Origin of the sequence: Micromonospora sp. CPCC 205546 (assembly GCF_036902715.1) — a bacterium.
Taxonomy (GTDB): domain Bacteria; phylum Actinomycetota; class Actinomycetes; order Mycobacteriales; family Micromonosporaceae; genus Micromonospora.
The window spans coordinates 47811-69322 of sequence record NZ_JBAKHL010000024.1 but is presented as its reverse complement, the minus strand read 5'-3'; the positions used below and the strand labels follow the sequence as shown (position 1 = coordinate 69322).

The following is a 21512-nucleotide window of genomic DNA, read 5'->3' as shown; positions in this document are numbered from 1 at the left end:
GGCGGGACGGGTCCGGTGCGGACGGGACGGATCCGCCCCGGCGGGCGTGCCGACCTGGGCGGGGGCTGTCCCGACCCGGGGGATCCGCCCCGCCGCGCGGCGGGGAAAGGTGGAACCCGGCCGGAGTCAGCGGAACTTGACGTGGGAGCGGTTCAGTTCGCTCACCGAGGAGACCCCGAGCAGTTTCATGGTGACCTCGATCTCCCGGCTCAGAATCTCCATGGCCCGTACGACACCACGCCGGCCGCCGGCCATCAGCCCGTACTGGTAGGCCCGCCCGACCACGGCGGCGGAGGCGCCCAACGCGATCGCGGCCACGATGTCCGCGCCCGAGGTGATGCCGGTGTCCACGAGCACCTCGACCCGGTCGCCCACCTCGTCCACCACGTGCGGCAGCAACTCCACGGGCACCGGGGCCCGGTCGAGCTTGCGGCCGCCGTGCGTGGACAGCCAGACCCCGTCGACCCCCACGGCCGCGACCCGCCTGGCGTCGGCGACGCTCTGCACGCCCTTGGCGACGAGCTTGCCCGACCAGGCCCCGCGCAGCCACTCGACGTCCTCGATGGACAGCCGCGGGTTGAACACCCGCTTGATCATGTCGGACGCGGACCCGCCGGTCGCCTTGAGCACCTGCGGCGACGGCGTGCCGGCCCGCCACTGCCGCATCCACCAGCCCGGGTGCAGGAACGCCTCGGCGATGGTGCCGACGCTCATCGACGGCGGAATGGTGAGCCCGTTGCGGATGTCGCGGCGGCGCGGCACGGAGATCGGCGTGTCCAGCGTCAGCAGGATGGTGTCGAACTTCGCCTCCTCGGCGAGCGCGATCAGTTCCTTGACCATCGCCCGGTCCTCGGCGAAGTACAGCTGGAACCAGTGCCGCCCCTGCGGCGCGGCGGCGGCGACGTCCGCCAGCGACGTGGTCGCGAGGGTGGAGACCGAGTACGGGATGCCGAACTGCTGCGCCACCGAGGCCACGGCGGGCTCCCCCTCGGCGTGCATCACCCGGTTGAACCCGACGGGCGCCAGGGCGAACGGCAGCTCCTGCCGCTTGCCGAGCACCGTACAACTGGTGTCGAGGGTGGACACGTCGCGCAGCACCGACGGCTGGAACTCGATGTTGGCGAACGTCTCCCGGGCGCGGCTGAGACTGCGCTCGCTGTCCGCCGCCCCGTCGCAGTAGTCGAACACCATCCGGGGCACGGCCCTGCGGGCGACGTCGCGCAGGTCGGCGATGCCCGCCGCACGCAGCAGCCGGCGTTGCGTCGGATTCCACGCCACCTTGGGCGGCTTGATGAGGCTGCTCATCCGGGCAGACTTGCTCATGGGGGCTTCCTTCCGTGAGGCGTGGTGGGGGCCACGCCTCGGCGTGGGGTCGGTTATGCGACGAGGGCCCGCTGGGCGAGCAGTTCCTCGACCACCTCGGCCGGCGTCGGATGGTCGTAGACGAGCGCGGCGGTCAACTCCAGCCCGGTGAGGGTCTCCAGCCGGCGTCGCAGCTCGACGGCGGTGAGCGAGGAGAAGCCGATGTCGAGGAACTCCTGGTTCTCGTCGACGGCGGCGGCCGACGGCAGACCGAGGGTGTACGCGGTCTGGGCCCGCACCACCTGGGACAGCACCGTGCGGGTCCCGTCCTCGTCGGCGCCGTCGAGCAGCCTGCGCAACGCGTCGGGGCCGTCGACGTCGAGCGTGTCGTCGGGGGTCTCGGTGATGTGGCGCATGGCCTCCGGCAGGTCCCGCAGCAGCGGGCTCGGCCGGTAGCGGGTGTAGTCAGGCGCGAACGAGGCCCAGTCCACGGCGGCGACGACCCGGCCGACAGCGCCCGCGCCCACCGCCGCGCCGAACTGCTCGACGGTGAGCTCCGGGCCGACCGCGACCGACACCGTGCCGTCGCGCTGCTGGGCGATCGCGTCGAAGACGGCCGCGGTCTCGGCGGCGCCGGCGATCCCGAACATCTCGTCCACCGTGTGCACGAGCACGAGCCGCTCCGCCCGGGCGGCGAGGGCGGTCGTGACCGGATCGTCGGCGTCGCTCGTGACGACCACGGTCTCGGCGGGTCCCGTGGTGACCGTCGCGCCCGCCGCCCGCAGCAGGTCGCCGATCCGGTCGGCCAGCGGCCCGCCGTGCAGCGCCACCGTGCCGGCCGGGCGCCACTGCTCGCCGGTCGGCGCGGGGGCCGCGACGAGCCGGTGGGCGAAGACACCCGCCGGACGCAGGGCCACCTGGTCCTCGCCAGCGCCCCGGGTGAGCACCCGGCACAGCGCGGTCAGCGTCCGGTCGTCGAGCGTCTCCGGCAGGTCGACGACGCCGCCCCAGGCGCGCGGCGTGGTGAGGGCGGTCAACCGGCCGAAGCCGTACGCCGCCGCCCCGTCGAGGTCGGTGATCCGCTCGCCGGGAGTGACCGCGACCGCGCCCCGGGTCAGGCTCCACACCGGGGTGTCGATGCGGGCCTCGTCGAGGGCCCGGAGCAGGCCGGCCGGGGTGGGGCCGGCGGACGTCGTCAGCACCCCCGCGGCGGCGTGTTCGGGCACCAGGTCGAGCAGTTCGTCCGCCGTGCCGTCGCGGTACACCCGCACGTCGGCGCCGTGCCGGTGCAGGGCCTCGGCGATCCGGTCGGCGTCCGCCGGCACCAGCCACACGCCCCGCAGCGCGGGCACCGGCAGCTCGGTGACCGGGGTCCACCGGAGCTGGTAGCCGGGCGCGGGCCCGCGCCGCCACGACGACAGCGCCACCGCCACGTCCTTCAGCGACGCGGTGTCGTCCAGGCCCAGCAGCGTGCCCAGGTCGTCGCGCTCGACGGCGGCCCAGAAGTCGTCGGTCGGCGCGGCCACGGCGGGCGCGTCGGGCCACAGCCGGGTGCGCTGGAAGGCGTACGTGGGCAGGTCCGTTCGGCGCGCACCGGCGAAGAAGGCGGTCCAGTCGACGGCGACGCCTCGGCCGTGCAGGCGGGCCAGCGCCTCGGTCACCACCAGTGCTCCGCCCCGGTCGGCGCGCTGCGCGGGAACGAACTCGCCGTCCGCCACACACTCGCGACCGAGCGCGGTGAGCACCGCGTCGGGACCCAGTTCGAGGAAGGTGCGTACGCCGCGTGCCGCCAGCGCCTCGACCGCCGTGGCGAAGCGCACCGTCGCCCGTACCTGACGGACCCAGTAGTCCGGCGTCAGCTCGGCGACCTCGCCGGTGACCGTGGAGAGCACGGGGATCGTCGGCGGGTGGTGCGCGACGGACTCGGCCACCGCGCGGAACTCGTCGAGCATGGGCTCCATCAGCGGCGAGTGGAACGCGTGCGACACGGTGAGCCGCTTGGTCTTGCGACCGCCGGCGGCCAGTTCCCGGGCGACCGCCAGGGTGGCGGTCTCGTCGCCCGAGAGCACCACCGACTCCGGCCCGTTCACCGCCGCGATCGCCACGTCACCGGAGAGCAGCGGCGCGACCTCGTCCTCCGTGGCCCGTACGGCCACCATCGCCCCACCGGTGGGCAGTGCCTGCATCAGCCGGCCCCGGGCGGCGACCAGCCGGGCGGCGTCCGGCAGGGTGAGGACCCCCGCCACGTGCGCCGCCGCCAACTCACCGATCGAGTGCCCCGCCACGAAGTCCGGCCGCACCCCCCACGACTCGAACAACCGGAACAGCGCCACCTCCACCGCGAACAACGCCGGCTGCGCCCACCCCGTCTGATGCACCTCCTCGCTGCCCAACACCTCCCGCAACGGCCGCTCCAGATGCCCGTCCAACGCACCGCACACCTCGCCGAACGCCGCCGCGAACACCGGGAAGCCCATCAGCTCCCCCACCATCCCGACCCGCTGCGCCCCCTGACCGGTGAAGAGCACGGCGGTCGCCCCGGCGGTGTCAGCGACCCCGCCGACGATCCCGGGGGCGTTCTCGCCGCGGGCCAGCGCGGCGAGTCCGGCGCGCAGCTCGGTCAGGTCCCGGCCGAGCACGGCCGCCCGGTGCCGCAGGGCGGTACGGGTGGTGGCGAGCGAGAAGGCCACGTCCACGGCGGGCGCGTCGTCGGTGAGGTGGGCGGCGAGCCGGGCCGCCTGGTCGCGCAGCGCGGCCGGGTCGCGGCCCGACACCACCAGGGGCACCACCGGCACCTCGGCGGTCGAGTCCACCACCACCGGCTCCGGCGCCTGTTCGATGATCGCGTGCGCGTTGGTGCCGGAGATGCCGAACGAGGAGACGCCGGCGCGGCGGGGACGGCCCGTCTCCGGCCAGGGCAACGCCTCGGTCAGCAGCCGGACGGCCCCGTCCGCCCAGTCCACGTGCGGCGACGGCGCGTCGACGTGCAGCGTGGGCGGCAGCAGGCCGTGCCGGATCGCCTCGACCATCTTGATGATCCCGGCGACGCCGGCGGCGGCCTGGGTGTGCCCGATGTTCGACTTGATCGAGCCGACCCAGAGCGGGTGCTCGCCCCGGTCGCGACCGTACGTCGCGATCAGCGACCGGGCCTCGATCGGGTCGCCCAGCGTGGTCCCGGTGCCGTGCGCCTCGACCGCGTCGACGTCGGCCGGCCGCAGCCCGGCGTCGGCGAGCGCCTGGTTGACCAGGCGCTGCTGGGAGGGGCCGTTCGGCGCGGTCATGCCGTTGCTCGCGCCGTCCTGGTTGACCGCGGTGCTGCGTACGACGGCGAGCACCGGGTGGCCGTTGCGGCGCGCGTCGGAGAGCCGTTCGAGCACCAGCACCCCGACGCCCTCGCCCCAGCCGGTGCCGTCGGCGCCGGCGGCGAAGGACTTGCACCGGCCGTCCGGCGCGAGGGCCCGCTGGCGGCTGAAGTCGATGAACGCGTTGGGTGTGGCGAGCACCGTCACGCCGCCGGCCAGGGCGAGCGCGCACTCGCCCCGGCGCAGCGACTGGGCGGCCAGGTGCAGGGTGACCAGCGACGACGAGCACGCCGTGTCGACGGTGACCGCCGGCCCCTCCAGCCCCAGCGCGTACGACACCCGGCCGGAGACCACGCCCCCGGCGACGCCGGTGCCGATGAAGCCGTCCAGCTCGGGTGGCAGGTGCTGCAGGTGCGCGGTGTAGTCGTGGTACATGAGGCCGGCGAACACCCCGGTGCGGCTGCCGCGCAGCGTGGTGGGATCGATGCCGGCACGCTCGACGGCCTCCCACGAGGTCTCCAGGAACAGCCGCTGCTGCGGGTCCATGGCCAGCGCCTCGCGCCGGGAGATGCCGAAGAACTCGGCGTCGAACCAGGCCGCGTCGTAGAGGAAGGCGCCCTCGCCGCAGTAGGTGCGGCCGGGCTTGTCCGGATCCGGGTCGACGAGGTTGTCGATGTCCCAGCCCCGGTCGGTCGGGAACCCGGCCACCGCGTCGACGCCGCCCGCGACGAGGTCCCACAGCTTCTCCGGCGAGGTGGCGCCGCCGGGGAACCGGCAGCCCATGCCGACGATCGCGATCGGGTCGTCGGTGGCGTCGGTCGCGGCCACGACCACGGCGGCGGCCGCCCCTCCGGCGAAGAGTTCCGCGTCCAGGTGCTCGGCCAGCGCCGTCGGGTTCGGGTAGTCGAACACCAGCGTGACGGGCAGCCGCAGGCCGACCACCGCGTTCAGGCGGTTGCGGAACTCGACGGCGGTGAGCGAGTCGAAACCCAGCTCCTTGAACGCCTTCGTCGCGCCGACCGCCTCGGCGCCGCCGTGCCCGAGCACGACCGCGACCTGCGTACGGACGATGTCGACCAGTTCCTTGCGGCGCTCGGCCGGGCCACGGCCGGCGAGGGCCGCGAGCAGGTCGGAGGCCGCCGCGGCGTCGGCGGAGACCTGGCGGCGCGCCGGGGTGCGGACCAGGCCGCGCAGCACCGTGGGCAGCACTCCGCCGGTCGCCTGCTCGCGCAGCGCGGCGAGGTCGAGCTGGATCGGCACGAGGGCCGCCTCCGGGGCGCGGAGCGCCTCGTCGAACAGCGCGAGGCCATCCTCGGTGGAGAGCGGCCGTACGCCGGAGCGCCGCATCCGGGCGAGGTCGGCGTCGTCGAGGGCGCCGGTGAGGCCGGTGCGCTGCGCCCACATGCCCCACGCCAGCGACACGGCGGGCAGGCCCAGGGCGCGCCGGTGGGCGGCGAACGCGTCGACGAAGGCGTTGGCCGCCGCGTAGTTGCCCTGGCCGGGGCCGCCCAGGACGCCCGCGGCCGAGGAGAACACGACGAAGGCGCTCAGGTCGCCGGCCAGCTCGTGCAGGTTGACGAGCGCGTCGACCTTGGGGCGCAGCGCGGTCGCGATCCGCTCCGGCGTGAGCGACGCGATCATCCCGTCGTCCAGGACGCCGGCCGTGTGCACGACCGCCGTGGGCGGGTGCTCCGCGACGAGCGCGGCCAGCGCCTCGCGGTCGGCGGCGTCGCAGGCGGCGACCGTCACGTCGACGCCCTGGGCGGTCAGCTCGTCGTGCAGCGTCCGCAGGTCGTCGGTCATGCCGCGCCGGCCGGCGAGCACGAGCCGACGTACGCCGTGGCGGGCGACGAGGTGCCGGGCGACGAGCCCGCCGAGCGTGCCCGACGCGCCCGTGACGAGGACGGTGCCGGTGATCTCCGGCGTCGTGCCCGGCTGCCCCGAGGCCTTGGCGAGGCGGGGCACGAGGACCTCGGCGCCCCGCAGGGCCAGCTGCGGCTCGCCCGAGCGCAGTGCGGGCACGAGGTTCGGCGCCCACTGCCCACCCGCGACGTCGACGAGGACGAACCGGCCGGGGTTCTCGGACTGGGCCGAGCGCAGCAGGCCCCACACGGCGGCGAGCGCGGGTGCCGTCGCGTCGGTGGCCCCCTCGGTCAGCACGACCAGGCGGGCGGCGGCGAACCGGTCGTCGGCGAGCCACTCCTGGACGGCGGCGAGGGTGCGCTCCACCGCCCGGTACGTGGCCCCGATGAGGTCGTCGCCGTCCCAGGTGACCGGGAGGACCACGTAGTCGGGGACCTCGGCGACCTCGGCGAGGCTGTCGTACGCGGTGGCGCCGGGCAGCTCGCCGCCCACGACAGCCACCGTGGCGGCGCCGTCGCCCACCGGCGCCGGCACCCAGTCGAGCACGTGCATCGCCTGGTGGCGCGGGTTGGTCAGCTCGGCGAGCGCGCCCGCGGGCAGGCGGCGGACGGCCAGCGCGTCGATCGTGGCGACCGGCGCGCCGGTGTGGTCGGCGACGGTCACCGCGACGGCGTTCGGGCCGGCCGGGCGGATGGTGACCCGGAGCCGGGCGGCGCCGGTGGCGTGCAGGCTCACCCTGTGCCAGGCGAACGGCAGCCAGGGCCCGCCAGCGCCGTCGTCCGAGGTGAACACGCCCAGGCCGAGCGGGTGCAGCCCCGCGTCGAGCAGCGCGGGATGCAGGCCGAAGCCCGCCACCTTCGCCGCCTCGGGGGCGGTGACCTCGGCGAACACCTCGTCGCCCCGGCGCCACACCTGGCCCAGGCCGGCGAAGGCGGGGCCGTACGTCACGTCCAGCGCGGCGAACCGGTCGTACAGCTCGCCGGTGTCCAGGGCCTCGGCGCCCTCCGGCGGCCAGACGCCCGCCGGGGCGGCCGCGGGGTCGCCGTCGCCGGGAGTCCCGGCGCCCAGGGTGCCGGTGGCGTGCCGGGTCCACGGGTCGTCGCCGTCGGGTCGGGAGTGGACGGTCAGCCGACGGGAGCCGTCGGGACCGGGCTCGCCGACGCGGAGCTGGACCTGCACGGCGCCCCGCTCCGGCACGACCAGGGGCGCTTCGAGCGTCAGCTCCTCGACCTCGGTGGCGCCCACCTCGTCGCCCGCGCGGATCGCCAGCTCGACGAAGGCCGTGCCGGGCAGGAGGATCCGGCCCGCCACCCGGTGGTCGGCGAGCCACGGGTGCGCCGAGGTCGACAGCCGGCCGGTGAGCAGCACCCCGTCCGCGCCGGCGAGCGACACGGTCGCGCCGAGCAGCGGGTGGCCCGTGGAGCCCAGGCCGAGGCCGGTGGCGTCGACCGGGCCGCCCGCGCCGCTGGGCCAGTAGGTCCGGCGCTGGAAGGCGTACGTGGGCAGGGCCACCGGGTGGGGCGGGGCGGTGACCAGCGTGGCCCAGTCGGGCCGCACGCCGCGGGTGTGCGCCTGCCCCAGCGACAGCAGGAACCGGCGCAGGCCGCCCTCGTCGCGGCGCAGCGTGCCGACGACGGAGCCGCCGCCCGCCTCGTCGAGCAGGTCCTGTACGGCGGGTACGAGCACCGGGTGCGAGCTGACCTCGACGAAGGAGTCGATGCCGTCGGCGACGAGGCCGCGTACGGTCTGCTCGAACTCGACGGTCTGCCGCAGGTTGCGGTACCAGTACTCGGCGCCCAGCTCGGCGGTGTCGAGCAGTGCGCCGGTGACGGTCGAGTAGAGCGGGACGTCGCCGGTGCGCGGCCGGACGGGGGCGAGGACGCGGAGCAGCTCGTCGCGCATCGACTCCACGTGCGCGGAGTGCGAGGCGTAGTCGACGTCGATGCGCCGGGCCCGGACCTCGTCGCGCTCGCACTCGGCCAGCAGCTCGTCGAGTGCCTCGGGCGCACCGGAGACGACCACGGTGGACGGTCCGTTCACGGCGGCGACCGACAGTCCCGGCCGCAGGCGCCGGGCGACCTTGGCGACCGGCTCCGACACCGACACCATGCCGCCCCGCCCGGCGAGGTCCACGGCGATGAGCTGGCTGCGGCGGGTCACCACCAGGGCGGCGTCGTCGAGGCTGAGCGCGCCGGCCACGCAGGCGGCGGCGATCTCGCCCTGCGAGTGCCCGACCACGGCGGCGGGCTCGACCCCGTGCGAGCGCCACAGCGCCGCCAGCGAGACCATCATGGCGAACAGCGCGGGCTGCACGACGTCGACCCGGTCCAGGGAGGCGGCACCCGGCACCCCGCGCAGCACGTCGAGCAGCGACCAGTCGGTGTGCCGGTCCACGGCGGCGGCGCACTGCGCCATCCGGGCGGCGAACACGGGTGCGGTGTCGAGCAGCTCGGTGGCCATGCCCAGCCATTGCGAGCCCTGGCCGGGGAAGAGGAAGGCGCTGCGGTCGCCGACGTCGGCGAGCCCGGTGACGAGGTTGCGGGCGGCGCCGCCGTCGGCGAGCGCGTCGAGCGCGGCGGAGAGCTCCGCCCGGTCCCCGACGAGGACGGCGCGGTGCGGGAGGCGGGCGCGGGTGGTGGCGAGCGCGTACGCGACGTCGTGCTCGGCGTGGTCGTCGGTCAGGTGTCCGCGCAGCCGGACCGCCTGCTCGCGCAGCGCCGCCTCGCTCCGGGCGGACAGCACCCACACGGTGGGGCCCTCGGCCGGCGCGGGGGTCTGCGGGGTCTCGACGGCCGGGGGCTCCTCGATCAGCACGTGGGCGTTGGTGCCGGAGATGCCGAACGACGAGACGCCCGCGCGGCGAGGGCGGTCGCCCCGGGGCCAGCGCACCGGCTCGTCGAGCAGTCGCACCGCGCCGTCGGTCCAGTCCACGTGGTGCGACGGCGAGTCGACGTGCAGGGTGCGGGGCAGTTCCTCGTGCCGCAGCGCCATGACCATCTTGATCACGCCCGCGACGCCGGCGGCGGCCTGGGTGTGCCCGAAGTTCGACTTCACCGAGCCGAGCCAGAGCGGCCGTTCGCGTTCCTGGCCGTACGTGGCGAGAAGCGACTGGGCCTCGATCGGGTCGCCCAGCGTGGTGCCCGTGCCGTGCGCCTCCACCGCGTCCACGTCGGCCGGCGTGAGCCCGGCGCTGGCCAGCGCGGCGCGGATGACCCGCTGCTGCGACGGTCCGTTGGGCGCCGTGAGACCGTTCGACGCGCCGTCCTGGTTCACCGCCGAGCCCCGCATCACGGCCAGGACCTGGTGGCCGTTGCGGCGCGCGTCGGACAGCTTCTCCAGCACGAGTACGCCGACCCCCTCGCCGAAGGCCGTGCCGTCCGCCGCCGAGGCGAACGCCTTCACCCGCCCGTCCGGGGCGAGCCCCTTCTGGCTGGAGAACTCGATGAACGTGCCCGGTGTGGCGATGACGCAGCTGCCGCCGGCCAGCGCGAGGTCGCAGTCGCCGCTGCGCAGCGCGTGCGCGGCCACGTGCATGGCCACCAGGGACGACGAGCAGGCCGTGTCGACGGTGACCGCCGGTCCCTCCAGCCCCAGCACGTACGACACCCGGCCGGAGACCACGCTGCCCGCGACCCCGGTCATCGTGTAGCCGATCAGCGCGTCCACGTCGCGCTGCATGGCGCTGAGGTACTCGACGCTGTTCGCGCCGACGAACACGCCGGTGCGGCTGCCGCGCAGCGAGTGCGGGTCGATCCCGGCGTGCTCGAACGCCTCCCACGACGTCTCCAGCATCAGCCGCTGCTGCGGGTCCATCGCCAGCGCCTCGCGGGGACTGATGCCGAAGAAGCCCGCGTCGAAGTCGACGGCGTCGGAGATGAAGCCGCCCCGCCGCACGTAGCTGGTGCCGGTGCCGCTGTCCGGATCGAACAGGTCGTCCAGGTCCCAACCACGGTTGGTGGGGAAGTCGGTGATGCCCTCCCCGCCGGACGACACCAGCTCCCACAGGTCGTCGGGGCAGCGTACGCCGCCGGGGAAGCGGCAGCCGATGCCGACGATGGCGATCGGCTCCCGCTCCGTCGCGGTCCGCAGCTTGCGCCGCGTCTCGTGCAGGTCGGCCGTGACGCGCCGAAGGTACTCGACAAGCTGCTCTTCGTTCGCCATCAGTAGCCCTCCTCAGCGCGTCCGGCTCAACCGGTGCCGAGTTCGTCGTCGATGAACCGCAACAGGTCGTCGGCCGAGGCGGTCTTCAGCACCAGGCCCACGTCCAGGCCGTCGGGTTCGGTGTCCACGTCGGACCTGCCACGCCAATTCGACATCACGGCGTGCAACCGTTCGGTAATCCGTTCCTTGACCGGATCCGCCAGGCCCGCCGCGCCGGCCTCGGCGAACGAGCGTTCCAGCCGGTCCAGCTCGGCCAGCAGCCCCGCCGCCGGGTCCACCTCGGCGGGGGCGAGCCCGGCCAGCAGGTGGTCGGTGAGCGCCGCGGCGGTCGGGTGGTCGAAGACCATGGTGGCGGAGAGCTTCAGGCCGGTGGCGGCCTTCAGCCGGTTGCGGAACTCGACGGCGGTCAGCGAGTCGAAGCCCAGCTCGGTGAACGGCCGGTCGGGGTCCACCGCGCCCGCCCCGGCGTGCCCGAGCACGGCGGCGGCCTGCGCCTTGACGAACTCCAGCGCGGTGTGCCGCCGCTGCGGGCCGCTCTGGCTCGCCAGGAGATCCCGCAGGGCGCCGGGCGACTGCGTCGACTGCTCCACCGACCGCCGGGACGGGCCCCGCGCCAGGCCACGCAGCAGCGCGGGCAGCATGCCCGCCCGCCCCAGCTCGCGCAGCGCCGCCGGGTCCACCGGCATGGGCACCAGCAGCGGCTCGTCGATGAGCTCCGCCGCGTCGTACAGCGCCATGCCCTGCTGCACCGACAGCTCCAGCAGCCCGACGCGGGCCATCCGGGCGCGGTCGTTGGCGTCGAGGTGCGCGGTCATTCCGCTCGCCTCGCTCCACAGGCCCCAGGCGAGCGAACGGGCGGGCAGCCCGGCCGCCCGGCGCCGCGCCACGAGCGCGTCCAGGAAGGTGTTCGCCGCCGCGTAGTTGCCCTGCCCGGGGCCGCCCATCGTGCCGGCCGCCGCGGAGAACACGACGAACTCGGCCAGCTCGCCGCCCAGGGTCAGCTCGTGCAGGTTGACCGCCGCGTCGACCTTGGGGCGCAGCACCGCGTCGACCTGCTCCGGGGTCAGCGCGGCCACCAGGCCGTCGTCGAGGACGCCCGCCGTGTGCACCACGGCGGTCAGCGGGTGCGCGGCGGGCACCCGGGCCAGGGTCTCGGCCAGCGCCGCGCGGTCCGCCGCGTCGCACGCCGCGACGGTGACCTCCGCGCCGTACGAGGTCAGCTCGGCCACCAGCTCGGCGGCCCCCGGAGCGTCCGGGCCACGGCGGCTGGTCAGCAGGAGGTGACGCACCCCCCGCCGGGTCACCAGGTGCCGCGCCAGCAGGGCGCCGAGGGTGCCGGTGCCGCCCGTGACGAGCACCGTGCCGTCGGGGTCGCGCCGGGGCGGCGCGGTGAGCACCAGCTTGCCGACGTGCCGGGCCTTGGACATGTGCCGGAACGCCTCCGGGGCGCGACGGATGTCGTACGTCCGCACCGGCAGCGGCGTGACGTCGCCGGCGCCGAGCAGGGCGACCACGTCGCGCAGGATCGCGCCGACCCGGTCCGGGTCGATGGTGAGCAGGTCGAACGCCTGGTAGGCGACGCCCGGATGGTCGGCGGCGACCTGACCCGGGTCGCGTACGTCGGTCTTGCCCATCTCGATGAACCGGCCGCCCGCGCCCAGCAGGCGCAGCGAGGCGTCGACGAACTCCTTGGCCAGCGAGTCGATCACCACGTCGATGCCCTCGGCGCCGAACCGCTCCTCGAACTCCAGCGTGCGGGAGTTGCCGATGTGCGTGTCCGGCAGCCCCATCTCGCGCAGGGCGTCCCACTTGCCGGTGCTGGCGGTGCCGTACACCTGCGCGCCGAGGTGCCGGGCGAGGCGGACCGCCGCCATGCCGACGCCACCGGCGGCGGCGTGCACCAGCACCCGCTCCCCCGGCTTCACCTGGGCCAGGTCGACCAGCGCGAAGTAGGCGGTGCAGAACGCGATCGGCGTCGACGCCGCGGTGGCGAACGACCAGTCCGACGGCACCGGCACGACCATCCGCGCGTCGGTGACGACCTCCGTGCCGAAGGCGCCGTAGAAGAGGCCCATGACCCGGTCGCCGACCGCGACGCCGGTCACGTCCGGCGCGGCCTCGACGACCACGCCGGCGCCCTCGCCGCCCATCACCCCGCCGCCGGGGTACATGTCGAGGGCGATCAGCACGTCCCGGAAGTTGAGGCCGGCGGCCCGCATCGCGATACGCACCTGGCCCGGCCCCAGCGGGCGGGGCTCCTCCGCCTCGGGCAGCAGCGCCAGGTTGTCCAGCGTGCCGGGCGTGGTGACGTCCAGCCGCCAGCGGTCGACCGGCGGCGCCACCAGCGCGTTGCTGCCGGCGGCGCGGGCGAGTCGCGGGGCCAGCACGACGCCGTCGCGGACGGCGACCTGCGGCTCGTCGGCCGCGACCGCCGCCGCGAGGGCCCGGTGCGGCTCGCGGTCGTCGACGTCGAGCAGGACGAAGCGGTCCGGGTGTTCGCTCTGGGCCGAGCGGAGCAGGCCCCACACCGGCGAGCTGGCCAGGTCGCCGGCCGCCTCGTGCACGCTCACCGCGTCCCGGGTGACGACGACCAGCCGGGCGTCGGCGAACCGCTCGTCGGCGAGCCACTCGCGCAGCACCGCCAGGGTGTCGTGGACGACCCGGTGGGCCGCCCCGGCGAGGTCGTCGGCCGCGTCGGCCGCGCAGGGCAGGGCGACGAGGGCGGGCATCGGCGCGCCGTCGGCCACCCGGGCCCGCAGGGCCGCCAGGTCCGGGTAGGTGTCGGTGACGAGTCCGGCGTCCCGCGGCAGGGTGCACCCGCCGAGGGCCGCCCAGCGGGCGTCCGACGGGGCCGCCGGCGCGGCGACCGGGGTCCACTCCAGGCGGAAGAGGGCGTCGTGGTGCGTGCTCGGCTGCGCGGGGGCGGTGGCCTCCCGCAGCACCAGCGACTCGACCTCGGCGACCAGGGCGTTGGTCTGGTCGGCGACGGTCACCGCCACCGTGTTCCGGCCGCGCGGGGACAGCCGCACGCGCAGCTCCGTGGCGCCGACGGCGTGGACGGCGACGCCGCTCCACTCGAACGGCAGCAGCGCCTGCGTGCCGCTGGTGACGAGCGCGAGCGGGTGCAGCGCGGCGTCGAGCAGCGCCGGGTGCAGGCCGTACCCGGCCGCCGCCGTCCGGGCGGCGGACGCCGGCAGGGCGACCTCGGCGAAGATCTCCTCGCCGTGGCGCCACACCCGGCGTACGCCCTGGAACGTCGGGCCGTACGTCAGGCCCGCCGCGGCGAGGGTGGCGTACAGCTCGTCGGACGCGACGGGCTCGGCCTGCGGGGGCCAGGGGGTGTCGAACCGGCCGGCCGGCTCCCCGGGGGCGAGCAGGCCGACGCCGTTGCGCACCCACGGCGTCGCGTCGGTGGCGACCCCGTCGGGACGGGAGTGGATGGTCAGTTGCCGCTGCCCGTCGTCGTCGGGCGCGCCGACGCGCAGCTGCACCTGGACCCCGCCCTTGTCGGGCAGGACCAGGGGCGCGGTCAGGGTCAGCTCCTCGACCCGGCCGCAGTCGGCCTCGTCGCCGGCGCGGACCGCGAGGTCCACCAGCGCGGTCCCGGGCACGAAGACCTGCCCGCCGACCCGGTGGTCGGCCAGCCACGGGTGTGCGGCCACCGAGATGCGGCCGGTGAACAGCAGGCCGTCCGCGTCGGCGAGCGCGACCGCCGCGCCGAGCAGCGGGTGCTCGGTGGCGCCGAGTCCCAGCCCGGCCGCGTCGGCGGTCACCGTCGCCACCGCCGGCCAGTAGCGCTCGTGCTGGAACGGGTAGCCGGGGAGCCGGACCCGGCGCGCGCCCTCGAGCGCCCACGTCGGGTGGACGCCGTGCACGTGCGCCTCGCCCAGGGAGAGCAGGAAACGCGCCAGGCCCCCCTCGTCGCGGCGCAGCGAGCCCACGACCGTGGCGGCGGCCTCCGCGTCGTCGATGACGTCCTGCACGCCGATGGTCAGCACGGGGTGCGGGCTGACCTCGACGATCGTGGTGACGCCCGCGTCGAGCAGGGCCCGGACGGCGGGCTCGTACCACACGGTCTGACGGAGGTTGCGGTACCAGTACCCGGCGTCCATCCCGGCGTCGTCCAGCCAGCGGTCGTCCACGGTCGAGTAGAGCGGCACCTCGGGCCGGCGGGGCTCCAGCCCGGCCAGCACGTCGCGCAGCTCATCGTGCAGCTCCTCCACGTACGCCGAGTGCGACGCGTAGTCCACGTCGATGCGCTTGGCGCGTACGCCGTCGCGCTGGCACTCGGCCAGCAGCTCGTCGAGGGCGTCCGGCTCGCCGGCCGCCACCGTCGAGCGCGGCCCGTTGACGGTCGCCACGGTCACCCGGCCGCCGAAGCGCTCCAGCCGCTCCCGCACCTCGGCCACCGGCAGCGGCACGGAGACCATGCCGCCCTTGCCGGCCAGGCGCAGCAGCGCCCGGCTGCGCAGGGCGACGACCCTGGCCGCGTCCGCCAGGGAGAGCGCGCCCGCCACGCAGGCGGCGGCGATCTCCCCCTGGGAGTGCCCCACCACGGCGGCGGGCTCGACCCCGTGGGAGCGCCACAGCGCCGCGAGCGACACCATGACGGCGAACAGGACGGGCTGGACGACGTCCACCCGGTCCAGCCCCTCCCCCTGCCGCAGGACGGCCTCCAGGGACCAGTCGACGTGCGGCGCCAATGCGGCCTCGCACTCGGCCATCCGCGCGGCGAACACCGGGCAGGCGTCGAGCAGTTCCACGGCCATGCCGATCCACTGCGAGCCCTGCCCGGGGAAGGAGAAGGCCACCTTGCCGGGCGTACCGGCGACGCCGGTGACGAGGTTCGGCGCCGGTTCACCCGCCGCGAGCGCGGCCAGGCCGGCGCGCAGCTCGTCGGCCCCGCCCACGACGACCGCGCGGCGCGGGTGGGTGGTCCGCAGGGCCAGCGAGTACGCCAGGTCGCGCGGTGCCACCTCGGCCAGGAGCGGCTCGATCTCGGCGGCCTGCTGGCGCAGCGCCCCGTCCGAGCGGGCGGAGAGCACGAGCGCGACCGGCCCGTCGTCGGACGGCCGCTCGGCCTCGGGCGCCGCCGGGGCCTCCTCGATGACGAGGTGGGCGTTGGTGCCGCTGAACCCGAACGACGAGACGCCGCCGCGACGCGGGTGGCCGTCGCGCCCCCACGGCTGCGGTTCGGCCAGCAGCCGCACCCCGCCCGACCAGTCGACGTGCGCCGTCGGCTCGTCGACGTGCAGGGTCCGGGGCAGTTCGCCGTGCCGCAGCGCGAGCACCATCTTGATCACCCCGGCCACGCCCGCGGCGGCCTGGGTGTGGCCGATGTTCGACTTCACCGAGCCGAGCCAGAGCGGCCGCTCGGCGGCGCGGTCGCGGCCGTACGTGGCGAAGAGCGCGTCGACCTCGATGGGGTCGCCCAGCGTCGTGCCGGTGCCGTGCGCCTCCACCACGTCCACGTCGGCGGTGGACAGCCCGGCGTCGGCGAGCGCCTGCCGGATGACCCGCTGCTGCGCCGGCCCGTTCGGCGCGGTCAGCCCGTTGGACGCGCCGTCCTGGTTGACGGCGGTCCCGCGTACCACGGCGAGGACCTCGTGGCCGGCGGCGAGGGCGTCGGAGAGCCGCTCCAGCACGACCACGCCGATGCCCTCGCCCCAGTTGGTGCCGTCCGCGCCGGCCGCGAACGCCTTGCAGCGCCCGTCCGGGGCGAGCCCGCGCATCCGGCTGAACTCCAGGAACGCGCCCGGCGTCGACATGGCGGTCACGCCGCCCGCGACCGCCATCGCGCACTCGCCCGAGCGCAGCGCCCGCACCGCCAGGTGCATCGCCACCAGCGACGACGAGCAGGCGGTGTCCACCGTCACGGCCGGGCCCTCCAGCCCCAGCACGTACGACAGGCGACCCGACAGGATGCTCGCGGCGTTGCCGGTGGCCATGAAGCCTTCCGCGCTGGCCCCGGCCGCGCCGGTGATCCGGGCGTAGTCGATGTTGTTGGCGCCGACGTACACCCCGGTCGCGCTGCCGCGCAGCGTGGTCGGGTCGATGCCGGCGTCCTCGAACGCCACCCAGGACGCCTCCAGCACCAGCCGCTGCTGCGGATCCATGGCCTCGGCCTCGCGGGGGCTGATGCCGAAGAAGGCCGCGTCGAAGCCCGGCAGGTCGGCGAGGAAGCCACCCTCGCGCACGTAGCTGGTCCCGGAGTGCTCCGGGTCGGGGTGGAACAGGCCGTCGAGGTCCCAGCCGCGGTCGGTGGGGAACGGGCCGATGCCGTCGCGCCCCTCGCACAGCATCGTCCACAGCTGTTCCGGGGAGCCGACGCCGCCGGGGAAGCGGCAGCTCATGCCGACGATGGCGATCGGTTCGTCGGCGGCGACGGTGCCGACGACCACCTCGGTGCGGCCGGTCTCCAGCAGGTGCTCGGCCAGCGCGACCGGGGTCGGGTAGTCGAAGGCGACGGCCGCGGAGAGCCGTACGCCGGTGGCCTCGACCATCCGGTTGCGGAACTCCACGGCGGTGACCGAGTCGAAGCCCAGCTCCTTGAACGCGGAGGCCGGTTCGACCGCCTCCGGGCCCGCGTAGCCGAGCGTGAGCGCGACCTGGGTGCGGACGAGCCCGACGACGTGGTCGAGGCGCTCCGCCTCCGGCAGGTCGGCGAGGCGGCGGACGAAGTCCGACGAGGTGGACGTGTCGGTCGGCGCCTCGTCGGCGACGGCCTCGGGGATGGTGTCGAACAGCCGGCTCGGCCGCAGCGCGGTGAACGACGGCACGAAGGTGGCCCAGTCCACGTCGGCGAGCAGCACGTCCGTGTCGCCGACCGCCAGGGCGGTACGCATGGCCGCGACGGCCCGCTCCGGCGCCATCGGCGCCAGGCCCCGCTTGCGCAGCGAGGCCGAGATCTCGTCGTCCACCAGCGTGCTCTCGGCCCACGGGCCCCAGGCGAGGGCGGTGGCCGGCTGTCCCCGGCCGCGCCGCGCCTCGGCGAGGGCGCACAGGTGCGCGTTGCCGGCGGCGTACGCGGCCTGGCCGCCGCTGCCCCAGACGCCGGCCACGGAGGAGAAGAGCACGAACTCGTCGAGGTCGCGCTCGGCGAAGATCGCGTCGAGGTTGGCGGCGCCGCCGACCTTCGCGGAGACGACGTCGGTGAACTCGGCGAGATCCATGTCGACGATGCCGGTCAGCTGGGCCAGCCCCGCCACGTGCACCACGGCGCGCACGTCGGGGTAGCGGTCGACCACCGCCTCCAGGGCCGCCCGGTCGGCCACGTCACAGGCCACGACGTCGACCTCCGGGCCCAGCCCGCGCAGTTCGTCGAGGAGTTCGGCGGGGGCGGTGCCGCGTCGGCTCAGCAGGACGAGCCGCTCGGCGCCGTGGCGCGCGTACAGCCGGGCGACCTCGATGCCGAGGGTGCCGGTGCCGCCGGTGACCAGCACGGTGCCGGACGCGCCGCGCCAGCGCGGGTTGCCGGTGACCGGCGCGCGGTGCAGCCGGCGCACGAACACCCCGTCCGGGCGCACCGCGACCTGGTCCTCGCCGATGCCGGCGAGCACACCGGCCAGCGCGGCGGCGCAGCGCCCGTCCAGCTCGGCGGGCAGGTCGACCAGGCCACCCCAGCTGTCGGGCAGCTCCAGCGCGGCGACCCGGCCGAGGCCCCACACCTGCGACTGCGCCACGCCCGTCACCGGGTCGGCCGGGGAGGTGGCGACGGCCCCCCGGGTGAGGCACCACAGCGCGACGCCCCGCCCGGCGAGCGTACGGACCGCCTCGAGGGTGGCGGCGGCGCCGGCCGGGACGCCGGGGTGCCCGGGCAGGAACGCCTCGTCGAGCGCGAGGAGGGAGACCACGCCGGCCGGTTCGCCGTCGAGGTGGCCGGCCAGGCCGGCGAGGTCGGTGGTGACGACCGTGGCGCCGTGCGCGGTGAGCGCGTCGGCGACGGCGGTACCCGCGTCACCGGTCACCGCCGGTCCGGGGACCAGCAGCAACCAGGTGCCGGTCAGGGTGCCCGGGGTGCCGCCGGGAAGGCGCTCCCAGCCGGCCCGGTAGCGCCAGCCGTCCAGCGCGGAGCGCTCCTGCCGCCCCCGGCGCCACGCGGAGAGCGCGGGCAGCACCGCCGCCAGGGGCGCCTGCGGATCCACGTCGAGCGTGGTGACCACCGTGTCGAGGTCGCCGCTGTCCACCGCCGCCCACAGGCCGTCGTCGTCGCCGGACGCGTCGGCGACGACCGCCGCCTCGACGCTGTCCCGCCAGAAACGCTCGTGCTGGAAGGCGTACGTGGGCAGGTCCACCCAGGAGGCTCCCGACCGGCGGTAGAACGCCTGCGGGTCCACCGTGGCGCCGCGGGTCTCCAGCCGCGCCAGCGCCTCCACCAGGGCACGCGGCTCGTCGCGGTCGCGGCGCAGCGCCGGCGTGGCCAGCACGTCGCCGTCCAGGCAGTCCGCCGCCATGGTGGCGAGCACCGAGTCCGGGCCCAGTTCGAGGAACGTCGTGGCGCCGGTCGCGGCGGCGGCGCGTACCGCGTCCGCGAAGCGTACGGTCGCGCGGACCTGCCCGACCCAGTACTCGGGCGTCGCCAGCTCGTCGCCCGCCGGCGCGCCGGTGACGGTGGAGACCAGCGGGATCGTCGGCGGCGCGTACGAGATCGTCTCGGCCACCGCCCGGAACTGCGCGAGCATCGGCTCCATCAGCGGCGAGTGGAAGGCGTGCGACACGGTCAGCCGCCGGGTCCGGCGGTCGGCGAACCGCTCGGCCACGGCCGCCACCGCCTCCTCGGTGCCGGAGACGACCACCGAGTCGGGACCGTTGACGGCGGCGATGTCGACGTCCGCGCCGAGCAGCGGCGCGACCTCGTCCTCGGTGGCCTGGACGGCCAGCATCGCCCCGCCCGCCGGCAGCGCCTGCATCAGCCGACCCCGGGCCGCGACCAGGCGGGCCGCGTCGGCGAGCGGGAACACCCCCGCGACGTGCGCGGCGGCCAGCTCGCCGATCGAGTGCCCGGCCAGGACCGACGGGGTGACGCCCCAGGACCGGACGAGCCGGTAGAGGGCCACCTCGACGGCGAACAGGGCGGGCTGGGTCCAGCCGGTCAGATGCAGGTCGTCGGTGTCGAGGACCTCGCGCAGCGGCCGGTCCAGGTGCGGGTCCAGGGCGGCGCAGACCTCGTCGAACGCCGCCGCGAACTCCGGGTACGCGGCGTACAGCCCACGGCCCATGCCGAGGCGCTGCGCGCCCTGCCCGGAGAAGAGCATCGCGATCCGGCCGTCCGCCGCCCGGCCACGGACCAGGTTGGCGGCCTGCTCGTCGCGGGCCAGGGCGGCCAGGGCGGCACCCAGATCCTCGGCGGACGAGCCGAGCACCGCGGCCCGGTGCGCGAAGCGGGTCCGGGTGGTGGCCAGGGCGTAACCCAGCTCGGCGGGTTCCACCTGCGACACCACGGCGGACAGTCGCCGCGCCTGGTCCCGCAGGGCGTCGGTGTCGCGGGCGGTGAGCAGCAACGACGTCACCGGCGCCGAGGCGGGCACGGGTGCGTCGGCGTCCGGCGCCTGCTCCACGATCACGTGGGCGTTGGTGCCGCTGAACCCGAACGACGAGACCGCCGCCCGGCGCGGCTGCCCGGTACGCGGCCACGGCGTGGCCGCGGTCAGCAGGCGCACGTTCCCGGTCGTCCAGTCCACCTGGTCCGACGGTTGCTCGGCGTGCAGCGTCGCGGGCAGGACGCCGCGCCGGATCGCCTCGACCATCTTGATGACACCGGCGACCCCGGCGGCGGCCTGGGTGTGGCCGATGTTGGACTTCACCGAGCCGAGCCAGAGCGGGTCCTCGCGCTCCTGGCCGTACGTCGCGAGCAGCGCCTGCGCCTCGATGGGGTCGCCCAGGGTCGTGCCGGTGCCGTGCCCCTCGACCACGTCGACCTGGCGGGTCGACAGGCCCGCGTCGACCAGCGCCGCCTCGATGACGCGCTGCTGCGACGGTCCGTTCGGCGCGGTCAGCCCGTTCGACGCGCCGTCCTGGTTGACCGCCGAGCCCCGCACGACCGCCAGGACGCGGTGGCCGTGCTCGATCGCGTCCGACAGGCGCTCCACCAGCAGCACGCCGACGCCCTCGGCGAAGCCGGTGCCGTCGGCGTCGGCCGAGTACGAGCGGCACCGCCCGTCCGGCGACAGGCCCCGCTGACGGGAGAACTCGACGAACGTCAGCGGTGTCGCCATGACCGAGACCCCGCCGACGAGCGCGAGCGTGCAGTCGCCCCGGCGCAGGGCCTGGATCGCCAGGTGCAGCGCCACCAGCGACGACGAGCAGGCGGTGTCGACGGTGACCGCCGGCCCCTCCAGCCCCAGCGTGTAGGCGACCCGGCCGGAGACCACGCTGCCGGAGCTGTTGCTGCCCGCGTAGTCGTGGTACATCAGGCCGGTGAACACGCCGGTCGGGCTGCCGGCGAGCGAGGCGGGGTCGATGCCGGCACGCTCCAGGCTCTCCCACGCGACCTCCAGCAGCAGCCGCTGCTGGGGGTCCAATCCGACCGCCTCGCGGGGGCTGATGCCGAAGAACGTGGGGTCGAAGTCCGCCGCGTCGTACAGGAAGCCGCCGCGCGAGGTGTAGGAGGTGCCCTCCCGCAGCGACTGGGGGTCGTACAGCGACTCCAGGTCCCAGCCGCGGTCGGTCGGGAACGCGCCGGTGGCGTCGGCCCCGGACTCCACCAGCCGCCACAGGTCCTCGGGGCTCGTCACGCCCCCCGGGTAGCGGCAGGCCATGCCGACGATCGCGACCGGCTCGTGCGCGGACGCCTCCACCTCGTGCAGGCGCTGCCGGGTCTTCTGCAGGTCGACCGTGACCCGCTTCAGGTAGTCCCGGAGCTTGTCCTCGTTGGCCACTAGGGTC

At 75.8% G+C, this 21512-nt stretch carries 3 protein-coding genes; all 3 read right to left on the bottom strand.

The window, feature by feature from the left end; translation table 11 throughout:
• Window positions 1-126 precede the first annotated feature (126 nt).
• From V6U77_RS14125 to V6U77_RS14115, 3 genes are read right to left on the bottom strand one after another with little or no spacing between them, the layout of a single operon-like run.
• Complete coding sequence (locus tag V6U77_RS14125) at window positions 127-1323, bottom strand: alpha-hydroxy acid oxidase (protein ID WP_334606763.1); 1197 nt, start codon at window positions 1321-1323, stop codon at window positions 127-129.
• 53 nt (window positions 1324-1376) lie between these two features.
• Window positions 1377-10628: a type I polyketide synthase gene (locus V6U77_RS14120; RefSeq protein WP_334606762.1), complete on the bottom strand. Its 9252-nt coding sequence runs from the start codon at window positions 10626-10628 to the stop codon at window positions 1377-1379.
• A gap of 26 nt (window positions 10629-10654) precedes the next feature.
• The gene (locus tag V6U77_RS14115; protein WP_334606761.1) at window positions 10655-21505 is read right to left on the bottom strand and encodes a type I polyketide synthase; all 10851 of its coding nucleotides are present in this window, start codon (window positions 21503-21505) and stop codon (window positions 10655-10657) included.
• Window positions 21506-21512: the final 7 nt, after the last annotated feature.